The organism is Nonomuraea glycinis, from assembly GCF_035920485.1.
Taxonomy (GTDB): domain Bacteria; phylum Actinomycetota; class Actinomycetes; order Streptosporangiales; family Streptosporangiaceae; genus Nonomuraea; species Nonomuraea glycinis.
On record NZ_CP109166.1, the window covers coordinates 3589187 to 3613277 of the forward strand.

The 24091-nt window shown below is 66.8% G+C and carries 22 protein-coding genes and 1 tRNA gene; 8 read left to right on the forward strand and 15 right to left on the reverse strand.

Annotated elements, in window-relative coordinates:
• Positions 1-147 precede the first annotated feature (147 nt).
• Both htpX and OHA68_RS16950 read left to right on the forward strand, forming a co-directional pair.
• Positions 148-999: a zinc metalloprotease HtpX gene (htpX, locus tag OHA68_RS16945; protein ID WP_327108501.1), complete on the forward strand. Its 852-nt coding sequence runs from the start codon at positions 148-150 to the stop codon at positions 997-999.
• Positions 1000-1020: 21 nt separating this feature from the next.
• Positions 1021-2511, forward strand: a complete 1491-nt coding sequence (locus OHA68_RS16950) for a hypothetical protein (protein ID WP_327108502.1) — start codon at positions 1021-1023, stop codon at positions 2509-2511.
• On the opposite strand, the gene OHA68_RS16955 is transcribed toward OHA68_RS16950, so the two are convergent.
• The 3 genes from OHA68_RS16955 to OHA68_RS16965 form a co-directional block, all read right to left on the reverse strand.
• Entirely contained in the window at positions 2486-2950 is a 465-nt protein-coding gene (locus OHA68_RS16955) for an NUDIX hydrolase (protein ID WP_225277440.1), read from the reverse strand. The two genes, OHA68_RS16950 and OHA68_RS16955, sit on opposite strands and share 26 nt — an antisense overlap.
• A gap of 17 nt (positions 2951-2967) precedes the next feature.
• Positions 2968-3795 (reverse strand): 2-phosphosulfolactate phosphatase, encoded by an 828-nt coding sequence (locus OHA68_RS16960; protein WP_327108503.1) that lies wholly within the window; start codon positions 3793-3795, stop codon positions 2968-2970.
• Between the two features lie 110 nt (positions 3796-3905).
• The gene (locus OHA68_RS16965; RefSeq protein WP_327108504.1) at positions 3906-4397 is read right to left on the reverse strand and encodes a YajQ family cyclic di-GMP-binding protein; all 492 of its coding nucleotides are present in this window, start codon (positions 4395-4397) and stop codon (positions 3906-3908) included.
• A gap of 431 nt (positions 4398-4828) precedes the next feature.
• On the opposite strand from OHA68_RS16965, the gene OHA68_RS16970 reads away from it, so the two are divergent.
• Positions 4829-4910: transfer RNA gene (locus tag OHA68_RS16970), tRNA-Tyr, on the forward strand.
• A 228-nt stretch (positions 4911-5138) separates the two neighbouring features.
• On the opposite strand, the gene OHA68_RS16975 is transcribed toward OHA68_RS16970, so the two are convergent.
• From OHA68_RS16975 to OHA68_RS16985, 3 genes are read right to left on the reverse strand one after another with little or no spacing between them, the layout of a single operon-like run.
• On the reverse strand, positions 5139-6503 hold the full coding sequence (locus tag OHA68_RS16975) for a tyrosine-type recombinase/integrase (RefSeq protein WP_327108505.1): 1365 nt from the start codon (positions 6501-6503) through the stop codon (positions 5139-5141).
• Positions 6500-6691: a helix-turn-helix transcriptional regulator gene (locus tag OHA68_RS16980; RefSeq protein ID WP_327108506.1), complete on the reverse strand. Its 192-nt coding sequence runs from the start codon at positions 6689-6691 to the stop codon at positions 6500-6502. Before OHA68_RS16980 ends, OHA68_RS16975 begins: the two co-directional genes overlap by 4 nt.
• Positions 6688-7971 carry a replication initiator gene (locus OHA68_RS16985; RefSeq protein WP_327108507.1) on the reverse strand — a complete coding sequence of 428 codons (1284 nt, stop codon included), beginning with the start codon at positions 7969-7971 and terminating at the stop codon, positions 6688-6690. The genes OHA68_RS16980 and OHA68_RS16985 overlap by 4 nt, the downstream gene beginning before the upstream one ends.
• Positions 7972-8135: 164 nt before the next feature.
• Between OHA68_RS16985 and OHA68_RS16990 the strand changes: the two genes are divergently transcribed.
• Positions 8136-8531, forward strand: coding sequence for a hypothetical protein (locus OHA68_RS16990; protein ID WP_327108508.1), 396 nt, complete (start codon positions 8136-8138; stop codon positions 8529-8531).
• 684 nt (positions 8532-9215) lie between these two features.
• Here OHA68_RS16990 and OHA68_RS16995 read toward each other — a convergent pair.
• From OHA68_RS16995 to OHA68_RS17020, 6 genes are all read right to left on the reverse strand, one after another.
• Entirely contained in the window at positions 9216-10175 is a 960-nt protein-coding gene (locus tag OHA68_RS16995) for a restriction endonuclease (protein ID WP_327108509.1), read from the reverse strand.
• A gap of 502 nt (positions 10176-10677) precedes the next feature.
• Positions 10678-11061 (reverse strand): hypothetical protein, encoded by a 384-nt coding sequence (locus OHA68_RS17000; RefSeq protein ID WP_327108510.1) that lies wholly within the window; start codon positions 11059-11061, stop codon positions 10678-10680.
• Between the two features lie 224 nt (positions 11062-11285).
• Positions 11286-11474, reverse strand: a complete 189-nt coding sequence (locus OHA68_RS17005) for a site-specific integrase (protein ID WP_327108511.1) — start codon at positions 11472-11474, stop codon at positions 11286-11288.
• A 5-nt stretch (positions 11475-11479) separates the two neighbouring features.
• The gene (locus tag OHA68_RS17010; RefSeq protein ID WP_327108512.1) at positions 11480-12523 is read right to left on the reverse strand and encodes a cobalamin B12-binding domain-containing protein; all 1044 of its coding nucleotides are present in this window, start codon (positions 12521-12523) and stop codon (positions 11480-11482) included.
• On the reverse strand, positions 12520-14082 hold the full coding sequence (locus OHA68_RS17015) for a PP2C family protein-serine/threonine phosphatase (protein WP_327108513.1): 1563 nt from the start codon (positions 14080-14082) through the stop codon (positions 12520-12522). Before OHA68_RS17015 ends, OHA68_RS17010 begins: the two co-directional genes overlap by 4 nt.
• Positions 14083-16099: 2017 nt before the next feature.
• Positions 16100-16318: a hypothetical protein gene (locus OHA68_RS17020; protein WP_327108514.1), complete on the reverse strand. Its 219-nt coding sequence runs from the start codon at positions 16316-16318 to the stop codon at positions 16100-16102.
• A gap of 114 nt (positions 16319-16432) precedes the next feature.
• On the opposite strand from OHA68_RS17020, the gene OHA68_RS17025 reads away from it, so the two are divergent.
• The 3 genes from OHA68_RS17025 to OHA68_RS17035 all read left to right on the forward strand — a co-directional run bounded on the left by OHA68_RS17025 (position 16433) and on the right by OHA68_RS17035 (position 18713).
• Positions 16433-16900, forward strand: coding sequence for a hypothetical protein (locus OHA68_RS17025; protein WP_327108515.1), 468 nt, complete (start codon positions 16433-16435; stop codon positions 16898-16900).
• A 208-nt stretch (positions 16901-17108) separates the two neighbouring features.
• Positions 17109-17459 (forward strand): hypothetical protein, encoded by a 351-nt coding sequence (locus OHA68_RS17030; RefSeq protein ID WP_327108516.1) that lies wholly within the window; start codon positions 17109-17111, stop codon positions 17457-17459.
• A gap of 831 nt (positions 17460-18290) precedes the next feature.
• Complete coding sequence (locus tag OHA68_RS17035) at positions 18291-18713, forward strand: hypothetical protein (protein ID WP_327108517.1); 423 nt, start codon at positions 18291-18293, stop codon at positions 18711-18713.
• An 11-nt stretch (positions 18714-18724) separates the two neighbouring features.
• On the opposite strand, the gene OHA68_RS17040 is transcribed toward OHA68_RS17035, so the two are convergent.
• Positions 18725-19267 (reverse strand): SMI1/KNR4 family protein, encoded by a 543-nt coding sequence (locus OHA68_RS17040; protein WP_327108518.1) that lies wholly within the window; start codon positions 19265-19267, stop codon positions 18725-18727.
• 301 nt (positions 19268-19568) lie between these two features.
• Here OHA68_RS17040 and OHA68_RS17045 point away from each other — a divergent pair, with 301 nt between their 5' ends.
• Positions 19569-20147 carry a hypothetical protein gene (locus OHA68_RS17045; RefSeq protein ID WP_327108519.1) on the forward strand — a complete coding sequence of 193 codons (579 nt, stop codon included), beginning with the start codon at positions 19569-19571 and terminating at the stop codon, positions 20145-20147.
• Positions 20148-20512: 365 nt separating this feature from the next.
• On the opposite strand, the gene OHA68_RS17050 is transcribed toward OHA68_RS17045, so the two are convergent.
• Together OHA68_RS17050 and OHA68_RS17055 are read right to left on the reverse strand one after the other, a co-directional pair.
• The gene (locus OHA68_RS17050; RefSeq protein WP_327108520.1) at positions 20513-22930 is read right to left on the reverse strand and encodes a lanthionine synthetase LanC family protein; all 2418 of its coding nucleotides are present in this window, start codon (positions 22928-22930) and stop codon (positions 20513-20515) included.
• Positions 22927-24090, reverse strand: coding sequence for a hypothetical protein (locus tag OHA68_RS17055; RefSeq protein WP_327108521.1), 1164 nt, complete (start codon positions 24088-24090; stop codon positions 22927-22929). The genes OHA68_RS17050 and OHA68_RS17055 overlap by 4 nt, the downstream gene beginning before the upstream one ends.
• Position 24091 lies beyond the last annotated feature (1 nt).

Sequence of the window (24091 nt, forward strand, 5' to 3'; positions counted from 1 at the left end):
GCCGCGGGGCGATGCCGCCCTACGCGCCCAGATGCCAGGGAGACAGCTGTGACCAGGGAGTCTGCCCTCGGCCGGGCACCCTCGGGAACGTTGAGGCAGTGCATCGTCGTTGTACCAGGTGAAGCCGGACCATGAGAGGGGGGAACCTTGCACCACAACGGCCTGCGCACCGCGGTCCTGCTGGGGGGCCTGTCAGCGCTGATCATCGCGGCCGGCGCATGGCTGGGCGGCGGCATGGGCATGCAGCTCGCGTTCGTGCTCGCCCTGGTGACCAACGGCGTCGCCTACTTCTTCTGCGACCGGATCGCGCTGTCGGCCATGCGTGCGAGGCAGGTCAGCGAGGTGGAGCAGCCCACCCTCTACCGGATCGTCCGCGAGCTCTCCACCGAGGCCCGGCAGCCGATGCCACGGCTCTACATCTCGCCCACCGTGCAGCCGAACGCGTTCGCCACCGGCCGCAGCCCGCGCAAGGCCGCCGTCTGCGTCACCTACGGCCTGACCCAGCTCCTCGACGAGTCCGAGCTGCGTGGCGTGATCGGGCACGAGCTGTCCCACGTGTACAACCGCGACATCCTGATCTCGTCCATCGCCGGCGCGCTGGCCACGATGATCACCTGGGTGAGCTACGTGGCGGTCTTCTTCGGCGGTTCCGACGACGACGAGGGCCCGGGATTCCTCGGTGCGGTGCTCATGATGCTGCTCGGCCCGGTGGCCGCCGGCATGATCCAGATGGCCGTCTCACGCAGCCGGGAGTTCCAGGCCGACGAGTCCGGGGCCCGGCTCACGGGCGACCCGCTCGCGCTCGCCTCCGCCCTGCGCAAGATCGAGATGGGCGCCCGCAGGCTGCCGCTCCCGGAGAACAGCCGTCTGACCTCGGCCTCCCACCTGATGATCGCCAACCCGTTCAGCGGCATCGGCCTGGGCCGCCTGTTCTCCACGCACCCGCCCACCGCCGAGCGCGTGGCCAGGTTGGAGCGCATGGCCGGCTACCGGCGCTGAGTCGTGCGAAAGAATCAGCTCATGGGGAGATCTCCGCGACTGAGCGCAGCCGAGCGGAAGGTGTGGGACGCCTTCCCCACGGGCCGGACGGTGGAGCTGGCCCCCTTCGCCCCGAGCGGCAACAGTCCCGCAGGCGCCAACGCCCCGTCGGACGGACACACCTGGGGCCCCGAGCGCACCGTCCGAGCCCAGGTGATCACCTCACTGTTACTCGGCGCCCGTGACGTCGCCGCCGGCTCCGCTCCGGCCGTACGGCTCACCGGCGCCAGGATCACCGGGCCGCTCGAGATCGTCGGCGGCACCGTCGAGCACGATCTCTCGCTCAGCGGCTGCCACCTGGACGAGCCCATCCGGCTCACCGGCACCACCGCCCGGACCGTGCGGCTGACCGACTGCCGCTTACCCGGCCTGACCGGGGGCGGCATGCGGGTGGCAGGCCACCTCAGCCTGTCGGGCTCGTACGTCACGGGTGCGGTACGGGTGCCCCGCGCCCAGTTCGAGAGCGGCCTCTGGCTCGGCGGCACCAAGATCGTTTCCGGCGAGGACGACGATCACGCGTTCTACGCCGACGCCATGGTGGTCGACTCCGGCATGTACCTCCGCAACGGCGACATCACCGGCGGCATCCGGATGTACGGTGCCCGGCTCAACGGCGAGTTCTCGCTGGAGAACGCCAAGCTCCGCAATCCCGGCAAACACGCGCTCATCGCCGACGGCTTGGTCGTCGAGGACTCGATGCGCTGCACCGGCGACTTCCTGGCCCAAGGCTGCGTACGACTGCGCGGCGCACGGATCGGCCTGCTCGCGATCAGAGGCGCCATCCGCAGCCCCGACACGCCGTACGCGCTGCATGCCAGTCACATGGAGGTCCGCGAGCTCTACCTCAAGCCGGCCGAGCCGATCGACGGCGTGGTGACGCTCGCGCACTCCACCGTGAACACCCTGGAGGACAACCCCGCCACCTGGCCGGACAAACTCCGCCTGAACGGCCTGACGTACGAACGCCTGCGCGGCAGCGGAGTGTCCCGCAGGATCGAATGGGTCGGCCGGGACCCGGAGGGCTTCAGACCGCAGCCGTACGAGCAACTGGCCGCTTGGTACCGCCGCGACGGCAATGACGCGCTGGCACGCCGTGCCCAACTCGCCAAACTCCGCGGCCGACGCCACACCGAAGGAACGGGTGCCCGGTTCTGGGGCCGCCTGCTGGAGTTCACGGTCGGCTACGGCTATCGCCCCTGGCTGGCGGCGGTCTGGTTCGCGGCGCTGCTCCTGGTCGGCACGGTGGCCTTCGGCCTGAACCCACCCCGTCCGCTGAAACCCGACGAGAGCCCGGTCTTCGACTCGTTCGCCTACAGCTTCGACCTGCTGCTGCCGCTGTCCACGTTCGGCCAGCGCGACATGTTCGACCCGGCGGGCTGGACGCAGGGACTCGCGTACGGACTGATCATCTCGGGCTGGATCCTGGCCACCGCCCTCATCACGGGCGCTACCCGAGTCCTTCGCCCGTCCTGACCCTGCGGAGGATCGCCGCCAGATCCTCCGGAAAGACGATCTCCTCGGTGGCCTCGATCTCCTCGGCGCTCCACCACCGATGCCCGAGCGTGGTCTCCTTCTCAAGCTGCTCCATGTGCTCGAACGAGACCTCCACCTGGCCCACCCGGACCGCGAAGTACGCCTGATCCTGCGTGATGGCGTACTGGGCGAAACTGAACTCGATCGTGCCCGTCCCGTACGGTCCCGTGAACTCCTCCGCCGTCACCCGGATCCCGACCTCCTCGAACAGCTCGCGCGCGGCGGCCTGCTGCAGCGTCTCCGCACCCTCCATGGCGCCGCCGATGGTGAACCAGAACGGCTCGTCGGGGCGTACCGGATCGAAACCGTTGAGCAGGAGCACCCGGCCCTGATCGTCGACGGGCAGAGCACGCGCCGTGAAGCGGCGCAGGGGGATCATCGTCACGATCGACCAGCTTACGGATCCACTCCGACGGCCGGGCCGGGCCGCGAAGGCATCGCGCGGGGACGCAGGACCATGAGCGAGCCTTCCAAGGTCGCCACCATGGCGAAGGGGAACCGGTCGACTTCAAGACAGAGTGCGACGTCATCAGGATGGACTCCTTGACGTATCCCCTCCGCCAGCTCGGCGGCGGCGCGCGACTCGGCAGCGCGGCGGAGGAACTCGGCAGCATCCGTCCCAGCGTCGCTGACTCTCCGAGCGATGTATTGAGCACACGCCAGATCTTCATCGGCCTGCCCATCCTCGCCGGTGACCACGAACGTGACACTGCCACTCTCGCGCGTCCGCAAAAGCCGAGCCGTCGCCTCCGCCACCACGAAACTGGCGCACAACACCAGCGGCGCCTCCTTGACCGCAAGGGCGCCGACCGTCCCCGCCGTGGTCTTCTGCACCACGGTCCGTCCGTCAAGGTCAACAGAGCGCAGCAGGCCCGGCGAGTTGACGAGGTCGAACCCGGGCACGGGCGGACCGTCCTTGAGCGCCACCCAATCCGGGTGGAGGGCCTTGAGCGCCAGGGCTTCGTTCAGCGTCTCAGCAAGAACGATCTTTTCCGCCCCTTGGGCGAAGGCCCAGGCGGCCACGGTGAAAGCACGCATGACGTCGACCACGACCGCCACGGACGGGGTTTCGACCAGATCAGCGATACCGAGGAAACGAGCGTTCATCCTGGTAATGATCGCGCAGGCCCTACCCAAACGCATCCAGTCATTGATGCGCATCACACGGAACGCAACGCCTCCGGTTGCCTGCGTCGCGATTTCGAAGGCAGTCCGCAACGACACGCCTGCTCAATCGCCACACAGGGTGACCCGCGCACGGCATGTGCGGACACAAGCCGCCGCAAGGTGGGAGCGCGATGACCGCGCAGATCACGGTCTCGCGCGCCGCTCCATTACCTGTAGTTCACGAACTGCAGGGCGATGTCCAGATCTTTGCCCTTAAGGAGGGTGATGACGTCTTGTAGGTCGTCCTTCTTCTTGGAGCTCACCCGAAGCTCCTCGCCCTGAATCTGCGCCTTGATCCCCTTGGGGCCCTCGTCGCGGATGAGCTTGGAGATCTTCTTCGCATGCTCCTGGTCGATGCCCTCCTTGAGGGAGACCAGCAGGCGGTACTCCCGGCCGGACAACTTCGGCTCGTCGGAGTCGAGAACCTTCAGGGAGAGGCCGCGCTTGATCACCTTCTCCTTGAACACATCGAGTACGGCGTTCGCGCGCTCCTCGCTGTTGGCCTTGATCTCGATGTTCTCCTGCCCGGACCAGCTGATGGCCGCCCCGGTGCCCTTGAAGTCGAAGCGGTGCCCGATCTCCTTGACCGTCTGGTTGAGCGCGTTATCGACCTCCTGGCGGTCGATCTTGCTGACGATGTCGAAAGACGAATCGGCCAAAGCGCACTTCCTCTCCGCTGCGTGAGCGTTCGTCGGTGTCTGTCGTTGATCGCGCCCGGCGAAAGCGGACCCAGCGGATGAGCCTAGCCAGCATCGAGCCGACTTGCAGGATCCGCCTCCCGGGCCCTCCCGCCCCGCCCCGAAAACCCACCCACCCAGGGGCTGGGTCCCGAGACAGGCTCATGTACGGATACACGCGCCGGCTGCTTTGCTGTGGTGGCGCCGGTGAGAGGTCGCTGGGGGCTTGCGGTGCGGGGATCTGCCGGGAGGCGGCCTTGGCCGGCCGATCCCTGTTCCGACATGCGGAGGCTTGTAGGGGCGGGGGTATCGGGGGGAGCAGGCATGCGGGATCCGGCGCGGGACAAACCGGTGTCACGTAGACCGCAGAAGTCCGCTATTCTTCTGTCTGTCGCCGCGAGAGCGGAAGACACGGCAGGTTGCCCGAGTGGCCAAAGGGAGCGGTCTGTAAAACCGTCGGCTCAGCCTACGCAAGTTCGAACCTTGCACCTGCCACACACAGTTAGCGCAGCTCAGAGGCCCTTCGGGGCCTCTTCTGCGTTTCGGGGGACATGCAGCCGTGAGTAGCTCTGAGCGGCCGTTTGTCGCTAGTCGCGCAATATACGCGCAATGATCTTGAAGCTGTTTCCGCAGGTCGGACCAGGCGTTTCGCGCGTCGTGTGTCCCGGAAACGCGAACGGGTCCCGGAGATCATCCGGGACCCGATGGCCATCAAGTGGTACGTCATGCCGCCAACGCGTCGTCTATCCGGCGGTTCGCGATCTCCTGTTGGCCGTCGATGCATTTGGCGTAGACGCGGAGAAGAACGTCAACGCTGTGACCCGCCCGTTCGGCGACATCCGGGGCCGGGACGCCCGCGTTTAGCCAGAGCGAGACGGCCGCGTGCCGCAGGTCGTACGGTCGGCGCGCCAGGGGAGAGGCGACCTGGGAAGGCGTGAAGGCGAGTTTCCGTGCCTCCTGCCACACCTCGGTGTAAGCCGTCGAGGCGACCACCCCGCCGCGCTCACTCTGGAAAAGCCGGCCATCCGGACTCAGCCCGAACTCGGTCACGTGGTCCCGCAGAATCTTGACCAAGGTCGGCGGGATGGGCACAGGCCGGACATCATCCCGGCCGCGATGCTTGAGCCCGCGTTGCTCGTGGGCGTCGCCGGTGTCCGTCCACTGAGTGTTGACCTCGGGCCGGGAAACGTCGATGAGGAGACGTCCCCAGCCCGTTGCCGGAAGCTCACAGTCCTCCTTGCGCAAGGCGATGGCCTCAGCAGGGCGGAGGGCGGCGTAGTACATGCACGCGAACAGGGCCATGAGGCGCCTGCCGCGTCCACGCCTGCCCACGTAAGTCACTGCGGTCAGCAGCTCCACAGCTTGCCGGGGGTTGACCACGATCCGGGGGTCAACCGTCTCGGTCGTCTTGGGCGGCTTCCACTTGATCCGGTGCAGCGGATTTGCCGAAAGCTCCTCCAGCTCTACGGCGTACTCCAGGACCGCGTGCAGCACGGCTCGTTTGCGGCGGACGGTGTTCGCGCCGGCCGCCTTGCCGTCCAGCCGAAGTGCTATCGCGTCGAGCGCCAGCCGTACGGTTTTCGTCTCGCCGAGGTCGGCCAGATCAAGCGATGCGCCTTCCAACCAGCGAATCGCCCGTTCCACGTCCGGAGGAGGAGCAGGACTCTTTCCGGAAGGGAGGAGCGCGTACTTGCGCAGGGCCGTACGAAGCGACTTGGCGTCTGGTCGGCCGGGCCGGTCCTTCACGAGTGCGGGGAGCGCTGTGGACAGCGCGTCAGACATGCTGTCGCGGCTCTTGGCAGCCATATGCGGCCACTTCATCTCGATGTAGGCCCGGACGAAGTCGAGGACCGTCCGAGCGCTCTTGGCCTGGAGCATGGACAGGGGGAGACCCGTCTCCATGTCGAACGGCTCACCCACCTTGGTCGCCTGGCGAAGGTCGGACAGCAAGTTCTCGGCGAGTGCCTTGGTCCGGAGGGTCTTCGACTTCTGCCGACCACCGACCTTCCAGCGGACGACATAGGACGGAGTCTTGCTCGACTCGTTCCGCATGATCGCCCAGAGCTTCACGTCATAGGAGGTGTTCACGCTGCCTCCCGCAAGGTCTGAAGCCACGCGGTGAACTCGCTCCGGTAGATGCGGAGCTCCCCGTTAAGCAACTTGAAGCCCTCCGGGGCTTTACCGATCTCCCGCCAGCGGTAGAAGGTTCGCCGGGAGACTCCGCCAAGTTCGTCGAGGACCTGGGCGACGGTGAGGAGTTCGTCTCGCCTGCTCATGCCGCCCTCCCTGGTTCAGTTGCCGAAAGATCTTGGCCGCCTGCTTGGGCTTGGAGTCGGTCGAGGTGTGCGCGCCAGCGTTGCCGCTCGTGGACCGACCGAAGGAGGCGTACGGCCAGGGGTGCGAGGTTGGCGTCTCCGGCCGGGACGGGTTTCCAGATGTAGCGGTGTGGGTCGGTGGGCTGGTCGCTCTGGCCGAGGGCTTCCAGGACCCAGGTGCGGCGGTCCTGCTTGTGCTCGGCCAGGGTCTTGTTCGACCACTTGCGGGAGACGAGGACGCGGCGACCGGCGTAGCCGAGGTGGTCGGGCTGGTGTGCCTTGCCGTGGCAGCGGCCGGGGGTCATGCCCGGCTTGGCGCCCTTGGGCTGAACGCCGTAGCGCAGCCAGTTCGGGCAGCCGGGCGTGCAGGGTTCGAAGCGCAGTGCGTCGGCCATCCGTCCGGAGTGCTCTCGCTGGGCCTGGTCGTCGGGGGCGAGGGTGTCGCCGATGGACTTGGTGAGGTACTTGGACAGGTAGCGGATGCACTGGTCGGCATCGGGGGTTCCGGCGAGGACGCCTTGCACGTCGACCTGGACGCCGAAGCGGATCACATGCAGCGGTTCGGCGGCCTCGTCGGTGTCGAGCTGGTCGAGGGCCTCGTCCCAGTTGGGCAGCACTTCCCCGGTGGCCGGGTCGCAGTAGCCGGCCACGTCCTGCCAGACCGGCAGGTGATCGCCGTCGAAGGCGATGCGATCGGCCGCAGGCCACCACACCTGGTGATAGGTGGCTGCGGCGATCTGCTTGATCTCCGCTCGCGGGAGGGTGCCCCGGATGGCCATATGCAGATGTGGCGCGAGGCGCTTCTGTGGTTCGACGGCGGCGAAGTACTGCACGTCATATCCGGCGACGCGGCGAAGATTCTGCACGAAGCGGTCGACCAGCTTGGGGAAGTGCAGGGCGTCGCGAGCGGCCCGCCGATAGTCGTAGGCGTCGGGATCGACCGGCACGCCGTTCCGGACCTTGCCGTAGGAGAGCAGGGTGAGCGTAACGAACAGCGACGGCCGGTAGGTCTTGCCGTCCGAGCCGGTGAACGTCCGGCCGAGGGTGGTGTGGGCCATCTTGCGCTTGGGCAGGTTGGGGGCGTCTTGGCGTCGCCTGGTCGAGCGGTGGCGTTTGGGTACGGCGCGGCCGAGGACGTTGCCCCGCATGCCGGTGTCGTTGATGTCCTGATCGATGCCGGTGATGACGTCGTCCAGGTCACTGGTGTCCTCGCCCGCCTGCTCTGCCGCGATCCGGGACAAGCCGAGCGGGCCTGGGCCACGGGGTCAAGGTCGTTCGTCCAGTGGGGCGCTCCACCTTGACCCCGTGGCCTAGGCCCGCTTCCCTTCGGGCGGGTCGACGGCAGACGGGATGATCAGGCAGGTGTGGGGTTCGCGCGTCCCGCGCACTGGTCTACTGTCGCCATATGGGCGTCTTGCGAGAAACCGCAGCGCGGTGGATGCGAATGCTCACGATCATGGGGGACAGTTCCTTGTCGCCGCCGGAACAAGCTCGGTTGATCTCAGAGGTCAACGGGCCTGTCCAGCTCAACGTAAGGCTCCGTTCTTATCGATGGCCCTGGCAACGAGCGATAGCTGACGAAGTGCTGGAGGCAGCCGGGCCGGCCGCTCTGACCGCCATGAACTGGTACCTCAATGCTGCCGGGATCACTACCGAGCACCTCATACACCGCCTCAGCGAAGCGACAGGCGAGTCGCGCGAGGAGATCTTGCAAGAGCTCTCGCTCAGTATCGATGCCACCATCGCCGTGGCCGAGGAGGTGGCAAATCGGGAGGGCAACGAGGACGACGGCCCAGGCTAGGCGGAGGGACAGGTGCCCGTGCGCCAAGATGTCTACGGCCTGCGGGCCGAGGTGATGAGAGATCGCCCAGGTCATCCCACGGATTCGGCCGCAACCTGCGATGCCCTGTGAAACCGTCGGCTCAGCCTACGCAAGTCGAACCTTGCACCTGCCACACCAGCTAGAAGAGGCCCGTTACCAGCGGAAACGCGGTGGCGGGCCTCTCTCGTTGTGTCCGTTGGCGTCCGGGTGGTTACGGCGTTCTACGACTGCTCGTGCTGAAGATGTGCTGGTGTTCCCGAGCCGTCCTACGGTGCCTTCGGGGCATCAGGCACGCTGATGTCGTGTTCGGTGCTGCGGGTTCGTACAGTAGAGCGCAGCAAGAAGCCCTCGCCGGCCGGCCATAACCTGACGAGGGCCCTTGCTGGATCACGGGCCCGAGGAGGCGTACGCCTACTTGGGCCCGCTGCCGTTGACTAGCCAGTCCACCAGGATGAGGAGCGCTCGTACAAGGAGCGAGCCCCACTCCGGAGGAACTGGCATGTTACGGCGCCGCCGCCGCTTGCTGACAGCCATGACTTTCCCCTCTTCGGCCCCGTGTTGGGGGTCGAGGGATCGACCACGGGGCCGGGGTTGGTCGATCCCCGCGGGGAGTACCGACCTGAGGTATGGCTATCGCAGATGAAGGCGAACGTTGATGTGTCATTATGCGTCTGTGTGATCACTGTGCGTTCTGGCCATGGGATGGACCTCTGACGATGCTCGAAGCCAATCGTCGCCATGGGGCCAAATGACATCGATGCCTAGTGATCGGCAGAGATCGATAAGGTCGGTTCGAGGCTGATCTGGCACCAAAATGGAAAGGTCGCAGGGGGACAAGTAGCGCCGATAATCCATGAGCTGGCCTATAGCCATGCGCATGGCTTCACGAGTCGTGGTGCCCTTCGCCTCGATTAGCTCCTGTCTAGTCGCGTCATAGATGTCGGTGTAGAGGGGGTAGTACTCGTCAGCCGGCAAGATCTGGAAGCGTCGCATGGTGTGGCCTTGCGCGGACATGTAGTCCACGTAACTGCGAATCAAGGCGGCTTCCCGTCGTTCCCCCCCATGCGGCTCTCGGGTCGAATCCATCAGGGTGGATTCGGTTCGCTGTTCCTCCGACGGGATGGCAGCGATGGTGGGCTCAAAGACGGGCGTTTGCGGGACCCTGGCGCCGCCCGTGATCACATCGCCGACCGGACGCAGCCGAAACATGATGACGTTCCGGATGAAGCCGTCGTTAGCGTTAGGGGCGTCGGTGATGTAGTAGGGCCGATCCTGATCGAGCTCGAAGCGCCCGATGTATTGAACCCCCTGAGGCACAATGCGAAAGAGTCGCAGGGCGCGACCGTCTTGGCGGTGGTTGAGAATGGCAAGGTTGCCTTGCGTCATCTTCTGGTCGCCGCTCTGGCCTTCTCCCATGTAGTGGTAGCAGCCGTCCCCTCCCCACCCGTCATAGTGGCTCTGCTGGTGCCCCTTGAGCGGATCCGTGAAGAGGAGGACGTTGGGGGTGACCCGAGAGGGACCGATGCCTCCTTGCCGACGGCCGCCGTACTTCTCATGGATCTCGCGGCGCACAAGCGGGCCGCTACCAGGAGCTATGTCCCAGTCGTCGGCCTGCACCAGCATTTTCCCTCCATATTTAGGGTCAATTTCTACCCTAAATATAGCACTGCCCTGAGGGTCATGCTCACAGATTTCAGTGAGATCACGTCGGTCTTGACGCGCTGGAGCTGCCGAGGGGTGCCACGCAACATGCATGTAATGATCTTGATAATCGTAGTGGCAGGGCGAGGCTACGTCGCAGCTCACAAGCCTTGTTGGGTTGAGAAAGGTCACGACCTGTAAAACCGTCGGCTCAGCCTACGCAAGTTCGAACCTTGCACCTGCCACACGCAGTTAGCGCAGCTCAGAGGCCCTTCGGGGCCTCTTCTGCGTTTCGGGGGTGTGCAGCCGTGGGCAGCTCTGAGCGGCCGTTTGGCGGTGGTCGCGGAATATACGCGGGATGGATCCGGATGCGTTTCCCCAGGTGGACAGCCATGATCCGGAATATGCGCGGAATGACGTGGCCCTGCAACGCCGAAAGGCTCCGGGGGTAGCCGGAGCCCTTCGAGTGGTGCTGTACGCGATCTCATGCGGTGAGTACGTCGGCGATCCGCTGGTTGACGATCTCCTCCTGGCCGTCGATGCACTTGGCATAGACCCGCAGCAGGACATCCACCCCATGGCCGGCACGGGCCGCCACCTCCGGAGCTGGTACGCCGCCGTTGAGCCACAGCGAGACGGCCGCGTGCCGGAGATCGTAAGGTCGCCGGGCGAGCGGTGAGGCGACCTGGGCGGGTGTGAGAGCCAGGGCGCGGGCTTCCTGCCAGACCTCGGTGTAGGCCGTCGAAGCGACCACGCCACCGCGCTCACTGCGGAACAGCCGCCCGTCAGGGGCGACGCCGAACTTTCCGAGGTGTTGCCGAAGAATCTTGACCAGTTCTGGAGGGATCGGGATCCGGCGGGACGTCATCCTCGCCACGATGCTTCAGGCCGCGCAGCTCGTGAGCGTCGCCCGTGTTGGTCCACCGGCGGTTCACCTCAGGGTGGGAGCCGTCGAGGGTGAGCCGTACCCAGCCCTCGGGCGGAAGGTAGCAGTCCTGCTCATGAAGGCTGACCGCCTCGCCGGGCCGGAGAGCGGCGAAGTACATGCAGGCGAACATGGCCATCAACCGCCGGCCCCGCCCTTTCCCCCACTTAGCCCCAGCCGATCTGTACGAGCTGCTTCTCCACGGCCAGAGTGCGCTCCTCGACGTCGAGGAACTCCCAGCGGGCGCCGCACGCCTCGCCGCGGCGTAGCCCTCGGAACGCGATCAGGTGGAAGAGCGCGTACAGCCGGTGCTGGCAGGCATGATCCAAGAACTTCCCGAGCGGCGCTCGCGTCATGTCGTTCAGGTTCGCAGGGCCTCGCGGCCCCGTGCCAGGGCATCGAGGGCGTTCGGGAGGCCCGTGAGGCGGGCGCTCACGGCGTCAAGTACGGCGGTCAGTGCGCGCGGCGGCACGTCGCGCTGGGTGAGCGTCCATGCCAGCCACCTCGTGAAAGAGGCGAACAGATCGGGATCTTTCACGTACACGGCGGTCCCCAGGAAATCGACGGTGAACGCCACGTCTTCCGCGGTGAGTACGGGCGGTTCCGCAGACCGGGGCCCGGTCTGGGGGACGCGCCGACTCAGCTCTTGCAGGGCGCCTCTGACCAGGTCTGGCTTGCGGTCGGTGAACAGGGCGTACTCGTGGCAGGCGAGATGCGGTTGCCGCTCGGCGCTCAGGGCGTGCGCGTGCCCCCGGGGCAGCGGCCCGCCATCGAGCAGGTCAGCGGCGGCACGGGCGTCGGGCGCCCAGGCGTCGGCTCCTAGCAGGCGGGCGTAACGGCCGTCGGGGCCGAAGGCGGCGCCGCCCACGAGCACGGGCGTGCCGGCCGCCTGGCACGCGCTGATCACGGCGTGCGCAGCGGGCAGGCGAGTGGCGATCGAGCTGGACAGCGCGACCATGTCCGGGGCCGTCCTGTGCAGGTGCACGATCAAGTGCTGGGTCGGCACATGGGCTCCTAGGTAGTCGACCAGCCAGCCGCGCAGCCGCAGCACCTCGGTCAGCAGCCGGGCGGGGAAGGTGTGCCACTCGCCCTCGACGCACGCCACGCAGATCCGCCATTTGAGCGGCGCGGAACCGTGGTCCGTCGTGTCGATCGTGTGGGCGAGTACGGCGAGCACGCGCTCGTTGACGGCGGTCGCCGTGTGCTCCTGGGCGACGGTGAGGCGGTTGGCCGCCCACTCCGCGCCGATGCGTGCCTGCGCGACGGCGACGACGTCGAGGAAGAGGCATTCCAAGGGGACACCGGCATTGTGCGCGTCCTGCACCACCGCGACCGCGGCGTACTCGTCGCCGGCCGTCGCTGCCGCCTGCAGCGCCTCGACGTACTGCTCGATGCCGTCCTTCACGGCCCTGGTCCTCCGGTCGCCGCAGGGGGCGCCTTACCCGGGGCGCCGATGGCGACGATCGCTATGTCGTCGTGCTCACGGTCTCCCGCCCATTGCAACGCGAGCATCTGCACACGTTCCGCCAGGGCGTCCGTCGGCACGCCGACGCTCCGCCGCAGTTCCTCGCACAACCGCTCGTCGCCGAACCACTCGTCGCCGAGCGGCCCCCCTCTGGCCTCGATGACACCGTCGCTATAGAGCAGGCACTTCTCCCCGGGCTGCAGGAGCACCGTCTCGGTGGTGCTGGCGACCTCGTCCAGGAGACCGATCGCCGTGCCATGGGCTGTGGTGACGTCCACCCGGCCGTCGTCGCGCACGATCATCGGCGGCGGATGTCCGGCGCTGGTCAGCCGCAGGGCGACTCGCGTGCCGCGGCGCTCGACGCCGGCCAGCACGAGCGTGACGTAGCGGAGACTCTCGCCGGCGAGCAGCACGTCGTTCAGCCGCTCTAGCACCTGCTGGTGGTCATCGGCCATCGGCAGCAGGGCGCGCAGCGTGTCACGGATCTTCCCGGTGAGAACAGCGGCCTCCAGTCCCTTGCCGGAGACGTCGCCCAGCACCACCAGGGAGTTCCGCCCCGAGCCGACGGCCGGGTACACGTCGTAGAAATCCCCGCCGACCCGCGAGCTGCCGCCGGCGGCCCGATAGCGGGCCGCCACTTCGACGCCGTCCAGCTGCGGTATCACCGGCGGCAGCAGGCCGGCCATCAGCAGTTCGGTGATGGCCGCCTGGCCGGAGTACAGGCGGGCGATGGAGATCGCGGTGCCGGCCCGCGCGGCGAACAGCCGGGCGAACATCTCCTCGTGCGGGGAGAACTCGGCCGAACGGCGCAGCAGGACGAGTGCACCCACGGGCATGCCATGTCCGGGCAGTGAGATTACGGCCGCGGAACGGATGCCGCGCCGCCGGCCGCGGAGCACCCGGACGGGCACCAGGGCGGGGTCGATCCAGCGGACGGGCACCGGCGGGAACCCCTGCAACGCCTCGTCGAGCCCCGGGATCGTCCGCGGGTCGAGGTCCACGCTTTCGCGTCCGGGCTCGCCCTCCGAAGTGCAGGAGGCGAGCTCGTACCGGCGGCTTCCCAGCGGTATGACGACCAGCGCGGACCTGGCGAGATGCCGCACCGCCAGCCGCGCGGTGGTCTCCAGGCAGCGGTCGAGGTTCAGGGTGGACAACAACTCGGTGGCGGCCTGCACCATGGACACGGCGGAGTCGCGCTCGGCCCGCAGCGTCTCCATGACCTGCTGCTGTCCGGTGACGTCGATCAGCAACCAGGTGACGTAGCCGCCGTCGGCCCACACGGGATGCGCCTCGAACACTCGCTCACCGATCGGTCCGCGGACCGGCGCGCACGCCAGACCCTCCCGGCCTGTCGTCAGTCGAGCCGAGAGCCCGCGTTGGGCTTCGGCGAGCCACGCCGGCCCGTCGTGGAACAGCGACCGGGCGGCCTCGTTCGCCTGTTCGACGGCGCCTGAGACGCCGGTCACCACCAGCGGGTACGGCGAGTCCTCCCCCACCATGCTGATCCTGCCTCGTGCGCGATCGCTGTCAGACCTTCACGGTACTGATGGGATGTACATGGCTTTCTCGACGGACAATTGGTGTTGTGTCATTTTTCGCCGCAGGACGCGCGCCGCGTAGCCGAACCGGCCCTTGACCGGGGTGCCGTGGTGGGGTCCGGCCGCTTGTACGGGGAGCGGGCCGCTCCTACTCTGGCTTGCGCACCACGACATCGAGATGATCGAAGGTGGGCCGTGAGCCCGCATCCCCTGCTGACCTGGCCGGGGTCGGCATTCATCCGCCTGGCGAGCTCGCTTAGCGTGACCGGGCCGATCCGGAAGAGGAGGCTGAAGAGCTTCATCCGAAACCGGCTGGTGAAGACCTTGAGCACGTCCCAGTCATCGATCTGTCGCATGGCCACGACGGTAAGACCAGCAGATGAAAAATGCCCAAGACGTCTACTGGATCTTGAAATCACGCGTCGGCGGCATCGAGGCTGGTGGCGTGGAGGGATGATCGTGCCTGCCGCTGCCTCGCGGGATATACGCGGGATGATCTTCCCTCGGTAGCGGACAAGCGGGAGCCGTACCTGGAGCGCAGGGGCCTGATGGAGCTAAGAATGTCGACCCGCTGTAAAACTGTCGGCTCAGCCTACGCAAGTTCGAACCTTGCACCTGCCACACGCAGTTAGCGCAGCTCAGAGACCCTCCGGGGCCTCTTCTGCGTTTCAGGGGTGCGCAGCCAGATGCCGCTCTGAGCGGCCGTTTGTCGCTGGTCACGCAATATACGCGCAATGATCTTGTGGGTGTTTCCCCAGGTCGGAGCAGACTTTCACGAGACGATTGCCCTGGAACGCGTTCGGGTCCCGGAGATCATCCGAGGCCCGAAGTGGTGGTGCGTCATGCTGCCAACGCGTCGTCTACCCGCCGATTCGTGATCTCTTGCTGGCCGTCGACGCACTTGGCGTAGACGCGGAGGAGAACATCAACGCTGTGCCCCGCCCGCTCGGCGACCTCAGGAGCCGGTACGCCCGCGTTCAGCCAGAGCGAGACGGCCGCGTGGCGGAGGTCGTACGGTCGGCGGGCGAGGGGAGAGGCGACCTGGGCGGGAGTCAAAGCCAGCTTCCGCGCCTCCTGCTATACCTCGGTATAGGCCGTTGAGGCGACCGCCCCGCCACGCTCGCTCTGGAAGAGCCTGCCACCCGGCCCGAGTCCGGACTCGGCGACGTGATCCCGGATTATCTTGACCAAGGCTGGCGGGATGGGCACAGCCGGACATTATCCCGGCCGCGATGCTTGAGCCCGCGTTCCTCGTGGGCATCGCCGGTGTCCGTCCACTGAGTGTTGACCTCCGGCCGGGAGACGTCGATGAGGAGACGTCCCACCCTGTCGTAGGAAGATCGCAGTCGTCCAAGCGCAGGGCGGTCACCTCGGCGGGCCGGAGGGCGGCGTAGTACATGCACGCGAACAGGGCCATGAGGCGCCTGCTACGTCCCCGCCTGCAGACGTAGGTCACCGCGGTCAGAAGCTCTTGAGCCTGTCGAGGGTTGACCACGATCCGAGGGTCTACCGTCTCCGTTGTCTTCGGCGGCTTCCACTTGATCCGGTGCAATGGATTTGCCGAAAGCTCCAACTCCACGTACTCCAACACCGCATGCAGCACGGCGCGCTTACGCCGAACGGTGTTTGCGCCGGCCGCCTTGCCGTCGAGCCGAAGCGCTATCGCGTCGAGTGCCAGTCGTACTGTCCTCGCCTCGCCGAGGTCGGTCAGGTCGAGCCATGCGCTTTCCAGCCACCGAATCGCCCGCTGCATATCGGCAGGAGGGGCGGGACGTTTCCCTTCGGGGAGGAGCGTGTACTTGCGCAGGGCCGTGCGCAGCATCTCGGCGTCCGGTCTGCCAGGCTTGTCCCTCACGAGTGCCGGGAGCGCTGTCGCGAGCGCGTCAGACATGCTGTCGCGGCTCTTGGCCGCCATATGCGGCCAATTCATCTCGACATAGGCCCTGACGAAGTCGAGAACCGTTCGAGCGCTCTTTACCTAAATCATGGAGAGCGGAAGACTCGTCTCCATGTCGAACGATTCCCCGCGCTTGGCCGCCTGCCGTAGATCCGACAGCAGGTTCTCGGCGTGCGCCTTGGTTCGGAGCGTTTTCGACTTCTGACGGCCGCCGACCTTCCACCGGACGACATACGAAGGCGTCTTACTCGACTCGTTCCGCGTGATCGCCCAGAACTTCACGTCATAGGAGGTGTTCACGCTGCCTCCCGCAGGCTCTCATGCCACGCGGTGAACTCGCTCCGGTAGATACCGACGGTTCAGGTCTCAATCGCACAGAAGTTGGCAAATGCGGGCGTCACGTACGCTGCCCCCATGAACCCCCAGGCCGTGGATTGGGCTGCGATCCCAGGACCTAAGTGGTACCAGCCCGAAACTGTCGCGGAAGCCTTCGCCGCCTTGCTCAGGAGCACTCGTGATGACCTGGATCAAGGACATGGCATTCGATCAGCAGTAGGAAACGATCACGCAGGAACGCTCTATCCAGCAGCCGTTGCAGGCACCGATGCTTTACTGGAGATCATCGCCAGGCGCCCTGGGCCACCGAGGCAGACTGCTCTTTGCGTCCTCCTCGATTGGTGGGGATGCTTCCAGCCCGAACCAGGCTTCGAGTCCTACGCCGATCAGAAGGGAGAGACGATCGATGTCATCGCGGCGATTGTCTGGCGAGTCGGGCAGGCCGCCAGCGCCCTTCAAGTGATCGCGGAACAGGACTCCAACGCCCGTGGCCTCATCCGAAGGCTGATCGAAGCTCAAAACCAGGGATGGACGCTCATCGAATAGGGCCTGGGTTCGGTGCCCTACCACTCATGGCCCGGACGGATTCCCTTCTGCACCGTCGAGGTTCTATTGAGCCGACCGAGTGGCCGTGTACCAGTCACCGAACAAGGACCGGCCGTACGACACGCGGCGGCGCGCCGCGCCGCCGTACGCCCCGCGCCGACCGCCGACCCGCCGCCGCACGAGCACGAACCGTGTCATCCTGTGCGCCATGAATGACCTGGAATTACTCCGACGGGAGTTCGACGCCGAAGACGGATCATTCCTCATCCAACTCCGATGCGATCTCCACTGGGATCGGCGAGTGTTCAGCCGCCTGGAGCAAGCCATGCGCCGAGTCTGCGCCGAGCAGGAGAGCAACGAGCGACTCGACCGCTGGCTCGTCGAGGGCTACTGGTATCTGGCCGACTTCGTCCCCAGCCACAGCAGCCATCCGAACTTCCCTCGCCCTGAACCACCCCAGTACTACGAAGCCGCCATGGAACGACTCCATGACCTTCAGAACTGGTTCGTCACCGGACGGTCCCCTTATCTAGCCAGCTACACATGGCCGGACATCTAAGCGATCTCGTACGTGACAGAAGCCTTCGGCGGGGGCGCTCCGGCTCCGGGATGATCGCCGTACGGTGAGTAGGGGACCGTACGTGGTTGAGGTGGAAGTCTGATCATTCTGTCTGCCATAGACCCGGGACAAGCCGAGCAGACCTGGGCCATGGGGTCAAGGTCGTTCGTCCAGCAAGGCGCTCCGCCTTGACCTCATGGCCTTGGCCCGCTTCCCCTTCGGGCGGGCCGACAGCAGATGGGTTGATCAGGCGAGGGAGGTGCGCGCCGTGGCACGAGCGCCCGCATGCTGGCTGTTGAGCTGCTCTCGTAATTCCACGTGAGCGGCATAGGCGGTTACGGTGCCATGGTGGACATTGCTAAGGCGAGTGCTGATGAGTGGCGTAGGCATGTCCGCGTCCGCGGTTCGGTGGAGCAGGACCGGGAAGCTCTGGCCCGATTGATCGAGTACGACGGCGATCCGTTCGAGACCGAGGTCTACGAGCATGCTTCCGATCCGCAAGTCCGATTGATCGACAGGGCAGTCCGATCGCGAGTTGGCCAGTACAGCCGGCATCTCCGACGCCTGGAGGAGCGGGCGAAGCGAACGCGTGACGCCGGAGCATGATCCGGGATATACGCGGGATGGACCGACGTTCCAGGGCCGAGCCGCAACACGGAGACGCAGGCCAAGCAGCCAGTTGCATCGAGATCGACGATGCCCTGTAAAACCGTCGGCTCAGCCTACGCAAGTTCGAACCTTGCACCTGCCACACCAGCAAGAAGAGGCTCGTCACCAGCGGAAACGCGGTGACGGGCCTCTCTCGTTGTGTCCAGTGGCGTCCGGGTGGCTATGGCGTTCTACGACTGCTCGTGCGGAAGTTTCCGAGCTATCCTGCGGCGCCTCCAGGATGCGGTGCTTAGCCAGGTCCGCATCGACTCCGCCATGGGAATCGGCCAATCGTGCGTCAACAGGATCATGCGCGGCACGGCAGGCCCGATCGAGGAATTCGCCGTCTTCGAGCGCATCGCCATCGGTCTTGGTCTGCCCGATCACGCGTGCATGCTGCTCGGTTTGGCCCCGCTTGACTCCGCCTCACCCATGGGCAGCTTCGACGACGAGCACCAGGAGCAGATGAGCGCCCTCGCCGCCCGCCTGGACGCCGCCTCAACCATCGACGCCACCATGGTCACCATCCTGAGTACCGACACCAACGACCTGCGGCTCCTGGACCGCCGCCTCGGGGTGTCTTCGAACTTGGATTCCAAAGGCTGAGTGAGTCCCGCTCAGCGGCACATTGCGTCGATGAGATCCGAGAAATGGGGGAACTCTGCTCGTACGGCAGTCACGATCTGGGTGGGGGAACGGCGGCGGCCGGGGGCGTGTCGCTCGGCGATGGTATGGAAGGCCTCGTTCGGCTGTGCAGGGGAGTCGGGGTCCGTGAAGACCTCGGCAGGGCCCAGGCCGGCGGCGAACAGCCAGAGGAGGTCGCCGAGATCGCTGGCGATCACACCGCGCTCACCTTCGGAACTGATGTAGACGACGGGCTGGTCAGCGATCGCCACATCGGGCTGTACCAGCCAGAAGCCGGTGTAGTCACCCGCCCCGGTCGTGCCGAAGAAGCGGAACTCGCTGCCGTCGGCCTCTTGGTTGCCGGTCCACAGGCGGAACCACCACGCCGTCCGGTCGGGCTCCTCGAACTGGTCATATGGCTCGAAGTCACAGCCGCGGGCCTCGTCGGTTTCCTCGTCCCATTCCCACTCGAAGCCGACCTCGGCCACCTCGGCCAGAGCCGTGGGCAATGCGAGATCTTCAGATTTGTTCGCCACCCGCAAAGATTAGATGAGCACTCGGAGCCACTGCTGGAACCGTGGCGGTCAAGCGCAGGAGCGTTACCTCGCTCGGGACAACAGCATTCGCGCCATGTCGGCATCCTCCCAGCAGTAACCGAGACACAGTGAGACACATCTCATGGGAGCCATCCGGGAGCCACCAGACCGGACGGTGGCGCTGTTTGCCAAAACTGCTGCTCGCCAGGCGGTTGTGCTGGCGGCCTGGGAAAGTTGGAGATCGACGGCGAGGATGGACCGGAAGGCGTCTTGTCGGTCGTGGGCGCTACGGTCTGCCTCCATGACGACCAGCGAATCCCCCTGCCGCCTCGGGCTCAGCAAGTCTGACGCGCCCATTCTGGAGCCAGTGACGAAGTTGGGCGGCCAGCCAGTATGGGTCGACAAGCCGCAGTGGCCGCTGTCCACCGAGTTGGAAACACCAATGATGTTCCTCGGCCAGTTTCGGCTTCCCGGTGAGGAGGCCCGGATTGCTTACCTGTTCATGGCCGGTGGTGAGGACTACGTCGACGGTACTTGGGAGAGCGAGGGGGGCGAGAACGCGCTGATCGTGCAGCCTGGACGTGTGCCGTCCTTCATTACGGTGACCGACGACGCCGAGGGCCCCACGATGAGTGAGGATCTTGCCGTGGAGCTCATGCCGACCAGTTCTGCCGAGCTCGGAAAGGGCTGGGACAACCGGCTTGGCGGTTCTCCCACCTGGCTCCAGGACGAGGAGTATCCGCCCGGGGATTGGAGCTTCCTGTTCCAGCTTGAGGGCGGAGACGAGTTTTATGAGGTCAACTTCGGCGACGCTGGTGTCGGCTACGGATTTCTCAGCGCTGACGGCAAAGAGGGCCGCTTTCTGTGGCAGTGCTCATAGTGCTGCCTTGGTGTGCTTGCTAGTGCCTTTGCCGCATAGACCCTGTACGGGATCGGCACCTTAAGATCCGTTCGGGGTGTCGAGGCCGTCTTGGCGGGTGCTGAGGAGGTATGCAATATGCGTGTAATGATCAAGGTCGTACTCGGCACAGATGGACGCATGCCTCCAGGTCAACGACGGCGAACTGCTGAGAACGGTCACGAGCTCTCGCTTTGTGTCCGGCTATCCACCGGCGTCACCGGCGCTCTGCGGTTGATCGTTCCCATAGGTTCCCTAGTGATCATGGTGGTGCGCCGCTTCGCCTGGATGTGTCTGCGGCGACACCCGCTCTCGCGGTGAGTACGTCTACCCCCCAGAGGGGGCGCTCACCAAGCACCCGTGATACTGAGGACGGCGTTGTCAGGAGCAACGAGCTGCGCGGTGAGCAACGCCGGTCCGATCGGTCCGTGGAGCAGGCCTGGATTGTCGCTCGACTCCACCACGTCCACTCGGCGCTCCGCACTCGGCGCAGTCCCGCGGCTCAGGGCCGACTCAGAGGCGGCACGTGCACTCAGCAATCTGGCTCTCGCCAACCATGCCGGCTCCCCGGTGTGCTGGTGAAGCGCCATCAGGGCGAGACCACGCCCCGCCAATCCGCAACAGACGCCGGCCGGTGCGGACCCGGGGGCCTCGTAGGCGTGCCAGGCGGCCGCGCGGGCGAGGTCGCCGTAACTCAGTGCGCCCGCTTGGGCCTGATCGCCGTCGAACACCTGCTCGGCCGCTGTCCACAAGGCGACGTAACCGGCCGAGCCGTTGCACCAGCTCGCACTGAGGATCGCGTCGTCGCCACTACCGTCGGACTTTCGTGGCCACACCAGCCCTCGCCCCAGGGGCCGCGCGAATTCGGCAAGCTCCCGCAGGCGGCCGGCCAGTCCCTCCGGCGGCGGGGTCGAGGTCGCCGTGCTCCAACGGAGCAGGGCCGTCAGCATGCCGGCCCAGCCGTGCGACGCGCCGAGCAGCGTGATCTCCTCGCCCGTCTTCAGCGTGGGATGGTCCGCAAGGGCGGCCCAGAGGCTGTCTCTGATCGGGGTGCCCCTCGCGATGAGTTCTTCCTCGGGCCCCAGGAGCGCGACCAGAGTGGTGCAGCCCATGAGCAGGCCCGCTCGGCCGAAGGCCACGTCGAGGGCGTCGTCGGGCTGTGCGCAGCGCAGGAAGGAGTCGACAGCGGTCCGGCAGGTTTGGTTGTCCCCGCGGGCGTGTGCGACCAAGGCGTGCACCAGGTGGACGCCCCCGGCGTGGTGGAACAGCGATCCGTTCCCGAACAGGGAAGGCCCGATGCCGCGGCTGTCGTCGCGGAACGCGTTCGCGTCGGTCTCGGACAGGACAGCCCGTGTCGACCACATATCGGCGGCGGCGAGCACGTCCGGGCGGTCGAGCGCGTGCGCGACGAGAAGCAGCGCGTAGGCGAGTCCGGCGGCGCCGTGGCCGATGGAGACGGTCGGTGCCGGCAGTCCGTTCCGCTGCCGATTCCCCGTCGGGCTGAGGTCGGTCAACGCCTGGTCGAGCCCTTCGGCGGCCTGATCGAGGCCCAGCCGCAGCGCCCGTGGGGCTGCCCGCAGATCTGCGGCGGCGGCGTGGCGGAACGAGTCGGCAAACTCGTGGACCGACGGGTGGCGCTCGTGGGGCTCCTTGGCCAGCGCGCGGAGCAGGCACCGCTCGACCGCCGGGCTGCTGAGCCCGTAGTGCTCGAACGGCAACGGGGCGTCGGCCATCACCTGCCGCAGCATCTTGCCGGGCTGCAGTGAGAACAGATGGGTAGCACCCCCCGTAATGAGCAGGTACACCAGCGCACCCAGCGAGTACTGCTCCGAGGCCGCAGAAGGTTCGGGCAAGAACCCGGTCTGCTGGCGAGCCCGCGCGATCTCCGGGGCCTGATAGGTGTCGATGCCGCCGCGGACCGGCGCACCGCCGGCGTCCGGCAGACATGCCGCCCCGAAGTCCAGGACGGTGACCTCGTTGTCCGGCCCTACCAGGACGTTGCGGGGATGCACGTCGCCGTGGAGGACCCCGCAGGCGTGCAGACCGGCGTAACAGTCAAGGACCCCTGCGGCAAGGTTGAGCAGTTCGGCGCGACGCTCGGGCCTGCGGAGGTCAGCCCCGGCAGTCTCCAGATCAACCCCCGAAACCCAGCCGAGCACCAGGATCGGCTCCCCGTCGCCGTCGTCTTCCACCTGCCGCAACGCCGGACCGGCTCGGCCGGCCAGACGGCTCAACACCCGGGCCTCGTGACGCAGCGCGGTAAACGCGCTCGGCCCCGGCGACCGGCCCAGGCGCTTCACCGCGACGAACTCCCCACGCTCTGTGCGCCCGAGATAGACCTCGGTGTCGTCGAGCACCCGGACGCAGCGCACGATCGTGATGTCGGCGACGCGGTCCCCTGGGGCCCAGAGCGGCCGAACGGCCTCGGCTGCGACATCTCCCTCCAGCGTCAGCAACCCGTCCGCGGCCAGCGCGCTCAGGACTGGGAAGGACTCCTGAAGCACGTCATGGGCGTCGCGCTGCGACGCGACGGCGAACTCCACGACAGCGTCGACGATCGATGTCGGGGTGCGGAAACGCTCGAGGAGCTCGGCGGTTGGACCGCTCACGACGCAGGTAGTCGTGCGGCTGTGCGGACGCGTCACGCAGTAGTCGCCGTCAGCGTGTTCGAAGCGAGCCCGCGTCTCACGCGGCACCTGATCGACCGGCGTGATGACGACGTCGGTCGGGAGGACAAGCTTCGCTTGGGCGGACGTCATCGTCATCCGGTCTCGAGCACCTCGGTCCACGACGCCGGCGACGGCGTCCACGATGTGGCGTCGATGCCGCTGACCTGCAACCGATGCAACGCGAACTGCCACGGTTCCAGCGCCCCGGTGTCGGCAGCGCGCGCCACCAGCAGGTAGTGCGCAAGTCGGCGGCACAACCACATCCGCCAGCTCGTCGACCGTACGCCACGTGCGGGACGCGGTGGATCCGCCCCCCATGACAGCAGCCCGTCGGCGGAGATGGGCGCCGTGAACGGCACCGCGACACCAGTGCACCCGGCCACGTCCGCCGAGAGCTCCTTCGCGAACGCCGACAGCGCGGCGAAGTCGGCGAAGTAAGCGACGACGCGATCAGGCCGACAGAACCCACCGAGACCGGCCGCGACCTTGAACCCGATCACGTGCGCGCCCGCGCCACACGCCCGGACCACCTGGTCGAGAGCCTCGCGCGTCTCCGCAGGAAGTGGGCTCACGTACAGCTTGTACTGCGGCGAGTCGGCGTTCGTCGAGTCGTTCGGCCGTGGAGCGAGCCAGTGATACCAGTGCTCGTCCTCGCTGCCCATCCAGCCGCAGGCGCGCATGACGTCGCCGACCCGGTCCGCGCCGAGGGCCGAGGCGACAGCCGCCCGATCCGGGAGCCGCCGACGAAGGGCGGGTGAGAGCGGACGCCTCCCGTAACCGTAGAGACGCAGTGCCAGGTCATCCTCCGGTAGTGGGCCCAAGGCCTGGGCGTAACGCAGGGCAGCGATCGACTGGTCTTGCGAGGGTGGCTCGACTGCTTGCGCGGCGGCCACCCGGCCCGCGAGATACCGCGGGCCGGAGACGAAACCATCGCCGTCCGCGACCTCGAGGACGCCGTCGAGCAGCAGCCGCTGGACGGTCGTGCCCGATTCCCTGATGCTGCGCGCCGCGAAGGCCGGGAGCGGACCCGGTTCGAGCAACGCGAAGAACAACAGCGCTGTCTCGAACGACAGTGAACGCACCGCGAGGTCCGATCCGGCGCGTGGCACGAGCGCGCCGTACACGTCACCGTCCGGATGACCGCTGCGCAGCGCGGCCTGCTCGTCGGGCGGAAGCCGGTCCAGCAGGACCGCCGAGTATTCGCGGTTGGCGCGGTAGATCACGGCGTCCCGAGAAACGGGTGGCGGGTCGCTCACG